The organism is Salinimonas sediminis (assembly GCF_003429285.1).
Lineage (GTDB): Bacteria > Pseudomonadota > Gammaproteobacteria > Enterobacterales > Alteromonadaceae > Alteromonas > Alteromonas indica.
Window position 1 is genome coordinate 488,331 of the sequence record NZ_CP031769.1, and the last position, 14,984, is coordinate 503,314.

Annotated in this window: 11 protein-coding genes; 3 read left to right on the forward strand and 8 right to left on the reverse strand. The window is 49.5% G+C overall.

Annotated features, from left to right (window positions below):
- Window positions 1-48 precede the first annotated feature (48 nt).
- From D0Y50_RS02265 to fadB, 5 genes are all read right to left on the reverse strand, one after another.
- Window positions 49-780, reverse strand: coding sequence for an SDR family oxidoreductase (locus tag D0Y50_RS02265; RefSeq protein WP_108565831.1), 732 nt, complete (start codon window positions 778-780; stop codon window positions 49-51).
- Window positions 781-859: 79 nt separating this feature from the next.
- Window positions 860-1,519 carry an NADPH-dependent FMN reductase gene (locus D0Y50_RS02270; RefSeq protein ID WP_108565591.1) on the reverse strand — a complete coding sequence of 220 codons (660 nt, stop codon included), beginning with the start codon at window positions 1,517-1,519 and terminating at the stop codon, window positions 860-862.
- A 221-nt stretch (window positions 1,520-1,740) separates the two neighbouring features.
- Entirely contained in the window at window positions 1,741-2,634 is an 894-nt protein-coding gene (locus D0Y50_RS02275) for a hypothetical protein (protein ID WP_117315277.1), read from the reverse strand.
- A gap of 116 nt (window positions 2,635-2,750) precedes the next feature.
- Window positions 2,751-3,914 (reverse strand): acetyl-CoA C-acyltransferase FadA, encoded by a 1,164-nt coding sequence (fadA, locus tag D0Y50_RS02280; protein WP_108565589.1) that lies wholly within the window; start codon window positions 3,912-3,914, stop codon window positions 2,751-2,753.
- 16 nt (window positions 3,915-3,930) lie between these two features.
- Window positions 3,931-6,081: a fatty acid oxidation complex subunit alpha FadB gene (fadB, locus tag D0Y50_RS02285; protein ID WP_117315279.1), complete on the reverse strand. Its 2,151-nt coding sequence runs from the start codon at window positions 6,079-6,081 to the stop codon at window positions 3,931-3,933.
- A gap of 423 nt (window positions 6,082-6,504) precedes the next feature.
- Between fadB and D0Y50_RS02290 the strand changes: the two genes are divergently transcribed.
- On the forward strand, window positions 6,505-8,514 hold the full coding sequence (locus D0Y50_RS02290) for a transglycosylase SLT domain-containing protein (RefSeq protein WP_232366437.1): 2,010 nt from the start codon (window positions 6,505-6,507) through the stop codon (window positions 8,512-8,514).
- On the opposite strand, the gene D0Y50_RS02295 is transcribed toward D0Y50_RS02290, so the two are convergent.
- Window positions 8,496-9,923, reverse strand: a complete 1,428-nt coding sequence (locus tag D0Y50_RS02295; RefSeq protein ID WP_108565586.1) for a sensor histidine kinase — start codon at window positions 9,921-9,923, stop codon at window positions 8,496-8,498. The two genes, D0Y50_RS02290 and D0Y50_RS02295, sit on opposite strands and share 19 nt — an antisense overlap.
- The gene (locus tag D0Y50_RS02300) at window positions 9,920-11,101 is read right to left on the reverse strand and encodes an FIST signal transduction protein (RefSeq protein WP_117315283.1); all 1,182 of its coding nucleotides are present in this window, start codon (window positions 11,099-11,101) and stop codon (window positions 9,920-9,922) included. Before D0Y50_RS02300 ends, D0Y50_RS02295 begins: the two co-directional genes overlap by 4 nt.
- 376 nt (window positions 11,102-11,477) lie before the next feature.
- On the opposite strand from D0Y50_RS02300, the gene pepQ reads away from it, so the two are divergent.
- Window positions 11,478-12,797 carry a Xaa-Pro dipeptidase gene (pepQ, locus tag D0Y50_RS02310; RefSeq protein WP_108565583.1) on the forward strand — a complete coding sequence of 440 codons (1,320 nt, stop codon included), beginning with the start codon at window positions 11,478-11,480 and terminating at the stop codon, window positions 12,795-12,797.
- A 19-nt stretch (window positions 12,798-12,816) separates the two neighbouring features.
- On the forward strand, window positions 12,817-13,542 hold the full coding sequence (locus tag D0Y50_RS02315; RefSeq protein WP_108565582.1) for a ZIP family metal transporter: 726 nt from the start codon (window positions 12,817-12,819) through the stop codon (window positions 13,540-13,542).
- A gap of 92 nt (window positions 13,543-13,634) precedes the next feature.
- Here the strand turns inward: D0Y50_RS02315 and ispB are convergent, their stop codons facing one another.
- On the reverse strand, window positions 13,635-14,609 hold the full coding sequence (ispB, locus tag D0Y50_RS02320) for an octaprenyl diphosphate synthase (RefSeq protein WP_117318609.1): 975 nt from the start codon (window positions 14,607-14,609) through the stop codon (window positions 13,635-13,637).
- Window positions 14,610-14,984: the final 375 nt, after the last annotated feature.

Genomic DNA, 14,984 nt, shown 5'->3' on the forward strand with positions numbered 1-14,984 from the left:
GGCGGATATCGCCGCCGGTAGCGTTACACAGTGGTTAAAGAGAACGGCTCAACGGCCGCCGGCAATATCGATAAACGAGCCTGTAACATAGGACGCCTCCTGTGACAGTAACCAGTAGATAGCCTGGGCAACTTCTTCAGCAGTACCGCCTCGCTTTAAAGGGATACTTGGTGCCAGTCGGCTGACCCGTTCAGGTTCGCCCCCGTCACGGTGCATATCGGTATGTATAAAACCAGGGCGTACGGCGTTCACTCTGATATTGCGCGCCGCCAGTTCCACCGATAAGCCTTTGGTTAAACTATCAATGGCGCCTTTGGCGGCGGCATAATCAATGTATTCTAATGGCGCGCCGGTTCTGGCCGCGGCGGAAGAAACATTTACAATTGCTGCGCCTTTGGCGGCCTGCCGTATAAAAGCCCTGCAACATAAAAACGTTCCCATTACATTGCCTAACAAAATATTTTGAAAGCGGTCGGAATCGATATTTTCCAGGCGCGTCTGCCGCTGTAATACGCCTGCGTTATTGACCAGATGGGTAACCTCACCGAAGGTATTTCGGGTTTCTTCAAACAGCGCTGCAACCTGATTTTCGTCGGTAACATCAGCCTGGTAACTGATCGCCTGGCCACCATGCTGGCGGATACTGGCCACCACATTGTGGGCCGCCTCGTGATTAGATCGGTAATTCACGCACACCGCAAATTGCTGGCGGGCAAGCAGCTGCGCGGTGGCCGCGCCAATACCGCGGGAGGCTCCGGTCACAATGGCTACCTGGCGGATGGGTGAAGCAGACGAAGTATACATGTTTGCTATTATCGTCGAATGCTATTGTGAAAAGTAATCATTGATAGGTTTAGCCTTAAGGCGCATTACGCTGCGACGGCGTCGAATTGAAAGTCTTGATTTGGGCGTGAGGATCGACCTCTTGCCGATGGTTAAGTGTAGCCTGGGCCCACCATATTAATTGGCAGAAGGTACGGCCCATGTAATTAAACCACCGGTCACTGTCTTCATTGGTCTCGACCGCGCCAGCTTCGTTGAAAACCTGTTCAGCATTAGGAATATGCACCATTGCCGACACAGGTAAACAGCCTAACTCTGATAAAAAGGTGCGCATTCCCACTGCTGCGCGCATACCGCCCCACTGGCCCGCCGAATAGGTTACGATGGCGCTGGGTTTGTAAGAATATAATGAGCTGCCAAAGTGATTAAGCAAATGTGCTAGTGCCGGGCTCATTGAATGGTTGTATTCGGGGCTCACCATAATATAACCATCAGCTTGTTCGATTTTATCAGCCAATTCACTTAACGCTGGGGGAACGTTGCTTTTTGCATAGGCAAAATGAGGTTTGAATACGGGCTCGGGTGGGTAATCTAACGCATCGATTAATTCAAATTCATGTTCACTATAGCGGCTTTGTAAACAATCAAGGCTCGCTCGGGCCACGCGTAAACCCAATCGGGCCGGCCGGGGCGGTGTACTGTCGCGAATGGTGCCCAAAAAAACCAAAAATTTCATGACATATCCCATGACAATTGATAACAATCCACCCGGCAATAGCCTGGTAACGCAGTGAAAAAACTGCCTTACCGTTGCCGGGCAGGTTTAACATTACTGGCATGCTAGCATAGCCTGTGAGTATTAAAACTGGCTATTTACGTTAGGGCATACGCTTGTACTACCTGTCTGACAGGACGCTAACCAGGTGCAGCGAGCGCATTCTATCTATCGCATAACGGTCATTCAGCACCGCTAAACTGCGCGAAAAATGCCGCCACAGTATCGACCTCTGCTATCTGTAATATCCAGATGACTTCAGCTAAATCAGAAAAATCTGCGCCACCGTTGGCAATAGTTTGATTTAAATAACGCTCGTTTTTACCGTTATATTGCCGACTGAGTTGGTTTGCCAGTTGCCAGGTTTGGCGACTAAGCTGGCCCGGTTGTTCGAGCTTATTGACGGCAAATGTCGGATCATTGAAGCCCGGCGTGCCGTTATCAGCAGCGTTGCCATCGGGTATTTTAATATAAGTCGCATGTTGTTTTACCAATGCCAGTGCTTCTTGACTGGTTTCGTCTTCATTCCACTGGCTATGCTGCACAATCACTATTTGGGATTTCCCGAGCGCCCCATACCGGGTGCGGTAGGAAGATATTAACGCTGCGCTAATATCGCTTTGGCCTGCTTCAGCAATCCAAATACGCCCTTGGTTAGACAACGTTTTGTGCATTGCAGTAAGTACGGTAGCAAATGCTTTATCGCGATTACCGTGTATATCTACCCAATGGCTGCCAAACGTGTGCCTGAACAGAGCCTTGGCCGGGACAAACAGGCCCGCCTGAAGCCCATAGGTGCCGTGCAGCGCAATATAATGGTGCGGGCGATATTTTTCGTTATTAAGAATTAAATCCAGCGCCGCAACGGTATGCAGATCGTCAACATCGGTTTTAAGGTCAAAATTAAACAATAGTAAGTCATGTTGGTTATCAAAGGCGGCAGGTGGGTTGGGTATGGTTGATGAAGCCCAGCTTACCTGGGTGAAAAAAAGTAATGTAAACCAGATAATAGGATGTGGTCTTGGCATGGGTCGGTCAACGGTATACGCACAGATGGTTACCAGTAAAGCTATCATAGACCGGAGCCGTCATTGTTGTTTTCGAGTATTGGTATTGCGTTATTTAACCGCAGCGGCAAAGAAAAAAAGGAGCCCGAAGGCTCCTTTCTACGCGACCTGCCGAAAACAGGTGTTTATACGCGTTCGAAGATAGTAGCGATACCTTGTCCCAGGCCAATACACATAGTGGCCAGACCAACAGACTTATCGTTCGCTTCCATCAAATTAAGTAAGGTGGTGCTGATTCGCGCCCCAGAACATCCTAATGGATGGCCAAGCGCGATAGCCCCACCATTCAGGTTGACCTTTTCATCATAGTTGTCCAGCCAGCCTAACTGCTTGATGCAGGAAAGCGCTTGGGCCGAAAATGCCTCATTAAATTCAGCTAACTGAATATCATCCATGGTCATGCCCGCGCGTTTTAGGGCTTTTTGCGTAGCAGGCACCGGACCAAAGCCCATAATAGCTGCGTCGCAACCTGCCACTGCCATCGCGCGAATTTTTGCCCGTGGTTTTAAGCCCAGGGCTTTAGCACGATCTGCTGACATCAATAACATTGCAGAAGCACCATCTGAGATGGCCGAGGAGGTGCCGGCGGTTACCGTCCCATTCACCGGGTCGAACACCGGGCGTAAGCCCGCTAGCGTGTCCACTGTCGTGTCGGGTCGAATAACTTCATCATAATCAATCATTCTTAGCACGCCATCTTGATCATGCGCTTCGATAGGCGCAATTTCATTGGCCCAACGGCCTTCTTCATGGGCTTTCGCAGCGCGCTGATGCGAACGAGCCCCAAAGGCATCCTGCATGTCTCGGGTAATACCATTTTGACGGCCCAGTAGTTCGGCCGTCATACCCATATTACCGGAAGCTTTAGCCGTATACTTTGCCAGCCCTGGATGAAAATCAAGGTTGTAATTCATTGGCACATGGCCCATGTGTTCAACCCCACCAATCATAAATACCTCACCGTTGCCGGTCATAATACCTTTCGCCGCATCATGCAACGCCTGCATAGATGAACCACACAAGCGATTGACGGTGACCGCACCGGTACTTCGGGGGATCTTCGTCAGTAACTGAGCATTACGGGCAATGTTAAATCCCTGCTCTTTGGTTTGCTGCACGCATCCCCAAATAATGTCTTCTATTTCAGCCGGATTAACCCCAGGGTTACGTTCAAGTAACTGGGTCATCAGATGTGCCGATAATGTTTCAGCACGAACATTTCTAAAAATACCACCCTTGGAGCGTCCCATGGGGGTACGGATACAATCTATAACTACCACATCTTTCATGTTCAATCTCCTGGGGTTAAGCGAAGTAGGATTTACCATCAGCGGCCATCTGGCGCGTACCTTCGGTTACTTCGTAAAGTGGACCTAAGTGCGCATACTTGTCGGCAAGTTCAACAAACTTGTCGACCCCCATTGTTTCAATCCAGCGGAAAACACCGCCCCGGAATGGTGGGAAACCTATGCCGTAAAGCAGTGCCATATCGGCTTCAGCGGCACTTCCAACAATCCCTTCTTCCAGGCAGCGTATAGTTTCGTTGGCCATTGGAATCATCAGCCGGGCAATCACATCATCGTTGTCAAACTCAGCAGTATCAGCGGCTTGTGCATTAATCAACTCATAGGCCCGATCAGCCGCTTGTTTAGTGGGGCGGCCGCGTTTATCGGTACCGTACTCATAAAAACCTTTGCCATTTTTCTGCCCGTAACGTTTATCGTTATACATCAGAGTGACAGGGTCGTTAGTGAGCTTACTCATGCGTTCAGGAAACCCTTCGGCCATAACGCCGGACGCATGGTTAGCGGTATCCATACCTACGACATCCAGCAGGTAAGCGGGGCCCATCGGCCAACCAAACACTTTTTCCATAACCTTATCGACTTGCGCAAAATCGGCACCATCGAGTACCAGTTTACTGAAACCGGCAAAATACGGGAACAATACCCGATTTACCAAAAAGCCAGGGCAATCGTTTACCACAATAGGGGTTTTGCCCATTTTGAGCGTTGCTGCGACGACCGCGTTTACCGTGTCGTCTGTGGTATCTTTACCGCGAATAATTTCCACCAACGGCATACGGTGCACCGGATTAAAAAAGTGCATACCACAGAACCGGCCAGGTTTATCCAGATTGGCAGCCAGCTTATCAATTGAAATTGTGGAAGTATTGGAGCAGATAATGGCATCTTCGCTGACAGTCTGTTCGACTTCTTTGAGCACCGAGCCTTTGACCTTCGGGTTTTCCACCACCGCTTCAATAACCAGGTCCGCTTCTTTCAACGTGCTGTACTCAAGGGTGGGCGTAATGGCGTTAAGGGTAGTGGCCATTTGTGCCGGGTCCACTTTCCCTTTTTGGATGCCTTTACTGAGGATTTTTGCTGCTTCTTTAAGGCCTAAATCCAGCGCTTCCCGATTGATGTCTTTCATTACCACCGGCGTCCCTTTGACAGCACTTTGGTAAGCAATACCGCCACCCATAATGCCGGCCCCTAGAACGGCAGTAAGCTGCTGTTCTTTGGTCGAGGCCTTCGCCATTTTTTTGCCTTTACTTTTCACTAGCTGGTCAGCCAGGAATATACCTATCTGAGCTTGAGCAGCGTCGGTTTTGGCTAACGTAGTGAAGCCTTCATTTTCCAGCTTAAGCGCACCTTCTCGGTCCATTGATGCAGCATTTTTAACGGTCTCTACCATTAAATGGGGGGCTGGGTAATGCTTGCCTGCCATGGCTGCTACCATTGCAGCGGCCGTAGAAAAGCTCATCATGCCTTCATTTTTGCTCAACGTCAGCGGGGCTTTTTTCTGCGCGCGGCGAGCCTGCCAGTTAAATGTTTCAGCAGCGGCATCTTTAACCATACTTAACGCGGCTTCCACCAGTTTCTCTGGCGCTACCACGGCATCCACAGCGCCCTCAGCCATTGCCTTATCAGCTTTGCGGTCTTTCCCTGTGGTCATCCACTCCAGTGCATTATCGGCGCCGATAAGGCGTGGCAAACGCACGGTTCCGCCAAAGCCCGGCATCAGGCCTAGTTTGACCTCGGGTAAGCCGATGGCCGCCGTGGTATCGGCTACACGCATATCACAGGCCAGCGCCATTTCGCAGCCGCCGCCTAAGGCGAACCCATTTACTGCAGCAATGGTAGGGAAGGGCAGGTCTTCAAAGCGGTCAAATACTTGGGATGTTTTTGCCACCCAGGTATTAATTTCTGCTTTGGATAAACTGAACATCGCCGTGAACTCGGTAATATCAGCCCCTACAATGAAAGCTGATTTAGCACTGTGTACTATCAGGCCTTTTACATCATCGCGCTGGCTCAGCGCGGCGGTAGCTTCATCCAGTTCATTTACAGTCTGACGGTCGAATTTATTAACTGAACCCTGGGCATTAAATACCAGTTCAGCAAAACCATCGTCCAGCAGTGACACTGCCAGACTTTTGCCTTCATATATCATTCTATTCTCCTTCGGCGATGGCCGGATTGTTAATGTGGCCGCAATGGAACCCTCAAAATGGATCCGCTGTCGTACATTAACGCGTTAGGGTGCGTTGATTTTTGACAAACCAAAAGAAAAATTCAACAAAAATTCAAACGACTGTTTCAATTTAGTTTACAGGTGGTGGTGGCAGATTGACAATTCAAGCTCGAAATTTTGATTATCAAGCGTATAATCGGTGGCGAAAAGTCGTGCAAACCTGCGACAAATGGCGTTCTTACGCAGTACTCACATAATCTTCAAGATATCTGTTCATTCAAATCTGGCCGCACTATTTTCTTTGTCTATACTTAATCATAACAGGCTGCCGATTTCCCCGATGCAAGGGTTGCATCCAATGAAGTGCAGATGTGTTGTAGAGGTTTAAATGGGATGGCAGTAATGCAGTATCGCAAGCAAGTATTTTGGGCAAACCTGGTGTTATTTAACGTGTTATTACTAGGTATAGTAAGCACTCCCCGGGCGCTGGCACAGCTACTGCCCGACGCCGGTGAGGTAGCCATGCGAGCGCAGTTTGAGCGGGTGGAAAACGCTTTGCGCACGACTTCACGTACCAAGCTTGACACTCTTGATGATGATATTGCCGCCTTAAAGTCCTACCCCTTATATCCCTATCTGGTACGCCAACGGCTTTATCGCCAAATGGATATAACCCACCGGCCGCAAATAGAAACATTTTTAGCGACGTATAATGGTCAGCCGGTCAGTTATGGAATGCGCGGCTCCTGGTTACGTTATTTATCTGAGCGCAACGATAAGTCAGCATTCTTGGCTAACTACCGGGAGGGGCTTGGGGCGACGATAACCTGTCAGTATTTACGCTATCAGCTGCAGGGGGCAGCCAATCCCAAATATTGGCTTAATAAAGTCAAACCTATCTGGCTTAGCGGGCAATCACAGCCGAACGAGTGTGACCCTATATTTCGTCAGTGGCAACAAGCCGGGATGCTTACGGAGGAACTGATTCTTGGCCGTATACGTAAAGCCGCGGACAGCGGGAATCCTCGTCTGGTCCCTTATCTCAAAGGGAAATTACCCGCAGACGCCCAATATCTGGCTGACCTATGGTTGGCGGTACGAAATGATCCGGCGTATATACTGAATTTTCGTCAGTTTCCGTTATCGCATGTGGATGAGGAAGCGCGCATGCTGGCGTTTGGTTTAGAAAAACTGGCCTGGCAGGATGCTGACAAAGCGGTAAGAGCCTATCATCATTGGGTGGGGAAAAAGTTATTTAGCACTGACAACCTTCACGCAATTCATCGGGCCATTGCGTTAAGCAAAGCGATTGATCATCAATCTGATGCGTTATCCTGGTTGGAAAAAGCCGATGTCGATGGCGCTGAAGATGATGTCAAACGCTGGCATATGGCGTTTTTGCTTCGAGAGCAGCACTGGGAACGGGTGCTAAAGCTCATAGAACAAGCTCCCCCACGCCAGCAAAAAAACGACAACTATTTATATTGGCGGGCCCGTAGCCTGGCGGCTTTGGGGCGCGCGGAACAAGCTGAACAGGTATTTTCTCAACTCGCGGGGCAGCGACATTACTATGGCTTTATGGCCAGCGCCCGGGTGGGTGCTAAACCAGCTTTGATGCATCAACCGGTAGAACGTGTTCAGCAACAGCTTACCGCTGTGGCTGAATTACCCGCTGCGCAACGCGCTTACGAGTTTTTGCAGTTAGGGCGCCAATTTGAGGCGCGGCGGGAATGGCATTATTTGCTTACTCATATTGACAGTGACAAGCTCACCGCGGCAGCGCTGGTGGCCAGTGAATGGGGTTGGTATGATCAATCTATCATCAGCTTTACCCGCAGTGGTTATCTGGATGATGTCGAGAAGCGCTTCCCCTTAGCCTATGCCTCGCAATTTGATGCGGCCAGTAAAACCTATGATGTACATCCTGCTTTCGCCATGGCCATAGCACGCCGTGAAAGCTCGTTTATGGCTGATGCCGTCTCGCCCGCAGGGGCCACAGGTTTAATGCAACTGATGCCCGGTACAGCCCAGTATCTGGCAAAGAAAAACCTCAATCGTTCGGTATTGTTTGAGCCGGAAAGAAACCTGCAGTTTGGGGTACAGTATTTACGTTATCTGGGCGACAAACTGGCCAATAATCCGGTATTGGTATCAGCTTCCTATAATGCCGGATGGCGCAAAGTGTTAGAATGGTTACCCCAGTCAAATGATATCGCTACCGATATCTGGATTGAAAACATTCCCTACAAGGAAACCCGGCGATACGTGAAAGCAGTGATGGCTTACCGCTATATTTATGAGTATCAGTTAGGCACGCCAAGCGAGCTGTTTCAACAACTGGCAACCGATGCTATACCGGCGTCCAGTCAGTTGGATGAAAGCGGACGGCAGCTTCAGCTAGCGCCAGACTGAGCCAGCCGGCTGGGTTCGTCGGGCAGAAAAAGCGAAAATGTGGTGCCCTGATTCATACGGCTGACGACCTGAATGTCTCCGCCCATTGATTTCATAATGGCTAACGAGATATACAGGCCAAGGCCGGTGCCCTGGCCCACCGGTTTGGTGGTAAAAAAGGGCTGAAATATTTTGTCTACGGCGTGTTGGCTGATGCCGCATCCATTGTCGGCCACCGTAATCACCACCCATTTACGACCGTCTGCGTCAATATGGCAATCGGTAGACAGATTAATTTCGCCGTGGCTATGAATAGCCTGGCCAGCATTTACCAGTAAGTTAATCAAAACCTGGCTTAGTTTTCGCGAACTGCCTAGCACTGTTGGCACCTCGTTAAGTGATACATTCACCTTCACATGATGCTTAAGTTCAGGGTTCACTAAGGGCAAGGTATCGTTGATGGTCTGGTTTACACAAAACGGGTCGTTGGTTTTCGGGTCGGCCCGGGTGAAGCTTTTCAGACTGGTGGTAATATCCGCTACCCGCTGTAATCCTTCATCAGATTCATTGCATATGTCTTCAATGTCGGTAATCAAACCGGCAATCTGTTCGGTTTCATAACATTGCTGACAAGCTGCCAACCCGCGTAAACGTTCCGCATCATTACTGGCGGCAAATAGCCCTTCCAATTGATGAAAAAAGCCCGCCAGCGTAGGGACAGACTGTTTCAGATATTCTATGTTGCTACTGATAAACCCTACCGGGTTATTGATTTCATGGGCTACGCCGGCCGCTAATAATCCTACCGATGCCATCTTCTCTGAATCAATAAGTGACTGTTCGACGCGGGCTTTGTCGCGCTTAAGTTGAGCCGACTCTAAGGCTTGCAGCCGAGCATTTACGCTAAGTAAGGTTTGCTCGGTAAATTCACGATAGCGGGTTGCAATCTGTATATGTTGCTGGGTATAAAAACCCAACTGCTGATGCGCAAACACAATAATCGCCATATCATTTTTGAATAAAAACGGGCTGAATAGCAGGCTTTTTATCTGACAGGCATCAGGTAACGGCACACTACACCACTGGGGGTGCAATGGTGCGTTATACATAGCAATGGTCTTGCCCCCGATAACCTTACGTAACATGTCACCCACCGCCCAGCGTGTGCCTACGATATCTTGTCGGGTAGATGAACTGCACAGCATAAAGCCTGGTTCAGACTGTTCCAGAATTAAACAGATATTATAGGGGACGATGTCGTGAAAATTACTGAACATCCGCTGATATAAATCATCCGGAGAGTCGGCATCTAATACGGCTCTTACCCCCCGTAACATCAGTTCAGACTGATAACGGGCGGCTTCAGCCTGCTCTTTTAGCCGGTATACCAGATTCAAATTTTCTAACGCATCTTCGTAACGATCTTTCATTTGGCAAACGCTACGGCTGAAATCATTAAGTTTCCATGGCGGTTGTGGCCGTCCAGAAAACGCCCCTGTTCACCAAATGTGTATATACCGGCAATAGGCAGGGCCGGGAACCGCGCACGAACCCGCGCTAACATCGCGGGTAACTGTTCGGCCACAGTGAACATGCAACCTGCACAATACACCAGCAAAACGCCCGCAGGCTCGCTTTGGTCAGGTAATAGCGCAATTGCATTAGCGATAACTTTTTCGGCTCGCTCTATCAGGCTTTCTACGCTGCCTTGCATCACCACTAAATTGGTATCAACCTCGACTTGGGAAAATAACGAAAGGCCGCCTTGAGCGGTAACCGCATCAGGGTGACTCAGTAGATATTCTGGTAACCCGGCTGGCGAAGGAATTACCCGCCCTAATGGCTGCAAAGTGGTTAACGCCAGAATAGAGCCGCCGGCCAGCATACTGCCGATACTGTTTTGGGTTAGGCCGTTGTAAACCTTGGCGGCGGGCGCGTTATTAAGGTGGGTAATATTACGTGCTTGTACTGCTGTAACTTTGCAGGCCTGTGAACCTGGGCTGTAGCCTGAACTATAACTGGCCCCAGGGGCCTGGGAAGGATACAGCGCTGCAATGGTCACATAGTCGCAGCCGCCTTGGTGAGCATCTCCGCCAAACCAATCGCCATTGATGTCATTGTCTGCGATAGTGCCACCAAAAACCGGTATATGTTCGCCCACAATGTCCGCAATGCCAGCCAGTAAGGCCTCTTCACAACCGGACGGCATGGCGCACCACAGCATTGCCGGGGCTTCATACGGCACCTGGCTATTTTCAAGTGCCGCCAGGGTCGCTTGTCGGGCGGCTTCTTGCGCAGACATATCGGTCACTGAAACACTGCCGGTACCATAGTGTCCTTGCTCGTCGTACACCGCAAAGACGGTCAGGTCAGCAGCGGCATTGGCGCTATCGGGGGTATTGGCAAAGGCACCGTGGCTGGACGATGCCATCAGTATCACCGTCTTCAGGCGCGTGTTGATAATGTGCCGAATAAGCTCGGCGTTATGGTTGGCGTTAAAAAATACAAACAGTATAGAAGGGGTGCGTTGCTCAGGTAATTGTCTGAGCACATTAGCTACCAGCATATCAGTACTGTCGTTTTGCGCCCACGCGACTTCTATGTCCATAACTACCTCTGTTTGTTGCTTATTATACGGAACAACTTCGTGGTCGAACGATTGTATAACTATAGACCAGATGCCGTTTTACGCTATTGATCGGCCAGTTTTCTATACTATTCTGGTTGCCCGTAACGGCATCAGACGTTTATAAATTGTGCAGCTTCAGTATAAAATTAGCGCATAAATTGTATTTGCTCTCATAAATTTGCTTATTTACTGTCTGATACTTGCCATTCCCCTGCAAACCAGCAAGGCTAAGGCGTGATAAAATAGATGTGGCGTGCAGCGCACCACCGCCAGCAAACCGCGGCTCGCTCTGCGTCGTAAGAAGCATCAGATGATAAGATAGCGGTAACTCCGCCTAACGATAAAAAGAGGTACTATGACTACGCATCACGAAGCCTACAAAGAACATATCGCCACTTTGCAGGCGCGCACTAAAGAAGCGTTGCAGCGCGAAGGACTGGATGGTCTGGTTATTCATTCAGGGCAAAGTAAACGCCTGTTTTTAGATGACAACCATTACCCTTTTAAGGTGAATCCGCAGTTTAAAGCCTGGCTTCCGGTCATAGATAACCCTAACTGCTGGCTGGTGGTTAATGGGCAGGACAAACCTAAACTCATCTTTTACCGTCCGGTGGATTTTTGGCACAAAGTCCCTCCTGAGCCGAGTGCTTTCTGGGCTGAGCATTTTGATATTGTTTTGCTAAAACAAGCCGATGCAGTAGAAAAACATTTGCCTTATGACAAACCTCGGTTCGCTTATATTGGTGAATACATTGAGGTTGCCCGCGCGTTAGGCTTTAATAATGTCAATCCGGACCGGGTACTGCACTATCTGCACTACCAGCGCGCTTACAAAACTGACTATGAACTTGAATGTATGCGTGAGGCGAATAAGCTTGCTGTGGCAGGCCACCGCGCCGCTGCTCAGGCCTTTCATGACGGCAAGAGTGAGTTTGACATCAACCAGGCTTATGCGCTTGCCAGCCGTCAGGGCGATAACGATGTGCCCTATACCAGCATTGTGGCGCTGAATGAGCATACGGCGATATTGCACTATATGCAGTGCGATACGGTAGCACCCGCTTATAACCGTTCCTTTTTAATTGATGCCGGGGCGACTTATCACGGTTATGCCGCCGATATTACCCGTACCTACAGTCGCGAAGACGACCGCTTTGCTGAACTTATCCAACGTATGGATAAAGTTACAACAACCTTGTGCGACACCCTCAAGCCGAATGTAGCCTATACCGATATTCATTTGCTGGCCCATGATGGGGTTGCGCAGATACTGCACGACATGGGGATTGTTAATCTGCAACCGCAGGATATGGTAGAGCAGGGCATTACCCGCACATTCTTCCCGCATGGTATTGGCCACTTCCTGGGTTTACAGGTCCACGATGTAGGCGGGCTGGTGAACGATGACCGTGGAACGCCTAAACCATCGCCTGAAGATCATCCGTTTTTACGGTGTACCCGCATGGTGGAACCCCGCCAGGTATTTACTATCGAGCCAGGTTTGTATTTTATTGATTCGTTACTGGCCGATCTTAAAACCTCAGCCGCCTCTAAATACATTAACTGGGACAAAGTCGATCTGTTCCGTCCTTACGGCGGTATCCGCATAGAAGATAATATTATTGTGCACCGGGATCGCAATGAAAACATGACACGCGATCTCGGACTGAAATAAGCCTGAAAGCGAGTGTGTTATGACAGAACCCGGGGTAATGTATTTAGTTGCCATCGCACTGATAGCCGGCATGGCGATGCCGGCAGGGGCGTTATTAGCGAAAATTGATAATCTCCAACCCCAATGGTTGGAACAGGAAATCAGGCACGGCGTCATGGCCTTAGGGGCGGGGGCCCTGATATCGGCCGTTGCGTTGGTGCTGGTACCCGAAGGTAGTTCGCATCATTCCCCCCTAACCGGCGGCCTGTGTTTACTTGCCGGGGCATTGGCATTTATGGCGCTAGACCGTTACCTGGCCGCCCATGAAACCCCGGCCAGCCAATTAGCTGCCATGCTAAGTGATTTTATTCCCGAGTCAATTGCCTTAGGCACAGCCGCCGCCTTGGGTGGCAGCACGTTGCTGATAGGTGTACTTATTACGGTACAGAATTTACCGGAAGGGTTTAACGCTTATCGGGAAATGCAGTCCGCAGAAGGCCATCGACGGCCCTCTAAGTTAGTTCTGAAATTTGCCGGCATGGCGCTGCTTGGGCCGATAATGGCATTGGTAGGCTATTATGTGCTGGCAGCTTATCCTCTGCTTATTGGAGGGATTATGCTATTTGCCGCAGGTGGCATACTCTATTCAGTATTTCAGGATATTGCGCCCCAAGTCCGAATGGAAAATACCTGGTTGCCGCCATTTGGTGCGGTATTGGGCTTTTTAATTGGTATGATCGGTTACATGCTGGAAGGCGGGGGATAAAAGCCACCCTGACAGTGAAGTCTTTGGCATTGCCCGGCCCGTTGAACGGGCCGGGCGCACCATGCTTAATTCGGGATGATGATAGCTAGCTATTATTTGGTGCGGGCAACTGACATATGGGCCAGGGCAATCAACGCATCTTTGTACGGCGAGTCAGGCACAATGCTTAGGCTATCAATGGCCTGGGCTACTTCTTTATCTGCACACTGACGTGTGTAATCAAGCGCACCAGTCTTATCCATAATACCCTGAATACGGGATAAATGTTCCAAACCGTTAGCCTGCTCAATGGCTTCCTTGATAAGGGCGCTGTCATCATCATTGCTGGCTTTCCACATAGCATACAACAATGGCAATGTAGGTTTACCTTCGGCCAGATCATCACCTACATTTTTGCCCATTTCTGCGGCATCTGCAGCATAGTCGAGGATATCATCCGCTAACTGGAAAGCGGTTCCTAAATGTTTACCGTAATTTTGCATTGCCTGTTCCAATTCGGCGGGCTGGTCGGTCAGGACCGCCGCTAACTGGGTAGCCGCCTCAAACAAACGTGCAGTTTTACCGTAAATTACATCGAAGTAGCGTTTTTCAGTGGTTTGTGGGTCGTTACAGTTCATTAGCTGTAACACTTCGCCTTCAGCAATCTGGTTGGTCGCTTCGGATAAAATTTCCATTACCCGCATGCGTTTTAAATTCACCATCATCTGAAATGAGCGGGTATACAGAAAATCGCCCACTAACACACTGGCCTGGTTACCAAAGATAGCATTGGCAGTTTCACGGCCCCGGCGTAAGGTTGACTCATCTACCACATCGTCATGTAGCAACGTAGCGGTATGAATAAACTCTATAATTGCCGCCAGTGTATGGTGATCATTATTATCGATATTCATCGCGCGGGAGGCCAGTACACTCAAAAGTGGACGTAGCCGTTTACCGCCGCTGTTCACAATGTAAAAACCGAGCTGGTTGATCAGTGAAACATCAGAATCGACTTGTTGTTGTATCAGTTGGTTTACCGCCTTCATATCATCGGCGGTGAGCTCCCGAATTTGCTCTAAGTCCATATGCATCGGCAAAAATAAAACACAGGTACAGTGGGTTTGCAGCCGATTGTACCTGAATGTTCGCGCTACGCCACCTGATTGTCGGAAAAAGCGGGCAGTTAACCGCGTAAACGCTGTAAAAGGCATAAATAGCGTTTTTGTAGGTATTACCGTAGATTGCTTGTGAAAAGGCAATTTTGAGCGGTTTTTCACTAGATCGCAGGGCGAAATTACCGCGGTCACAGCGCGATCCGGGCGTGTGGCAAAGGGCAAATAAATAAAAAAGTATACGCTAGGCATAAGATTTCGCTGACAATTCGCTGTACACTGTGGTAAATTTATGCACCTAATTTCGCGAGTCTGTACAGCGATTGCGCCCCCGTGTGAAAAATAATC

Coding starts and splice junctions, on each gene's coding strand:
- pepQ (WP_108565583.1), top strand. CDS start 11,478: ATGACTACGCATCACGAAGCCTACAAAGAACATATCGCCACTTTGCAG.
- fadB (WP_117315279.1), bottom strand. CDS start 6,081: ATGATATATGAAGGCAAAAGTCTGGCAGTGTCACTGCTGGACGATGGT.
- ispB (WP_117318609.1), bottom strand. CDS start 14,609: ATGGACTTAGAGCAAATTCGGGAGCTCACCGCCGATGATATGAAGGCG.
- D0Y50_RS02295 (WP_108565586.1), bottom strand. CDS start 9,923: ATGAAAGATCGTTACGAAGATGCGTTAGAAAATTTGAATCTGGTATAC.
- D0Y50_RS02300 (WP_117315283.1), bottom strand. CDS start 11,101: ATGGACATAGAAGTCGCGTGGGCGCAAAACGACAGTACTGATATGCTG.
- fadA (WP_108565589.1), bottom strand. CDS start 3,914: ATGAAAGATGTGGTAGTTATAGATTGTATCCGTACCCCCATGGGACGC.
- D0Y50_RS02275 (WP_117315277.1), bottom strand. CDS start 2,634: ATGATAGCTTTACTGGTAACCATCTGTGCGTATACCGTTGACCGACCC.
- D0Y50_RS02270 (WP_108565591.1), bottom strand. CDS start 1,519: ATGAAATTTTTGGTTTTTTTGGGCACCATTCGCGACAGTACACCGCCC.
- D0Y50_RS02315 (WP_108565582.1), top strand. CDS start 12,817: ATGACAGAACCCGGGGTAATGTATTTAGTTGCCATCGCACTGATAGCC.
- D0Y50_RS02290 (WP_232366437.1), top strand. CDS start 6,505: ATGCAGTATCGCAAGCAAGTATTTTGGGCAAACCTGGTGTTATTTAAC.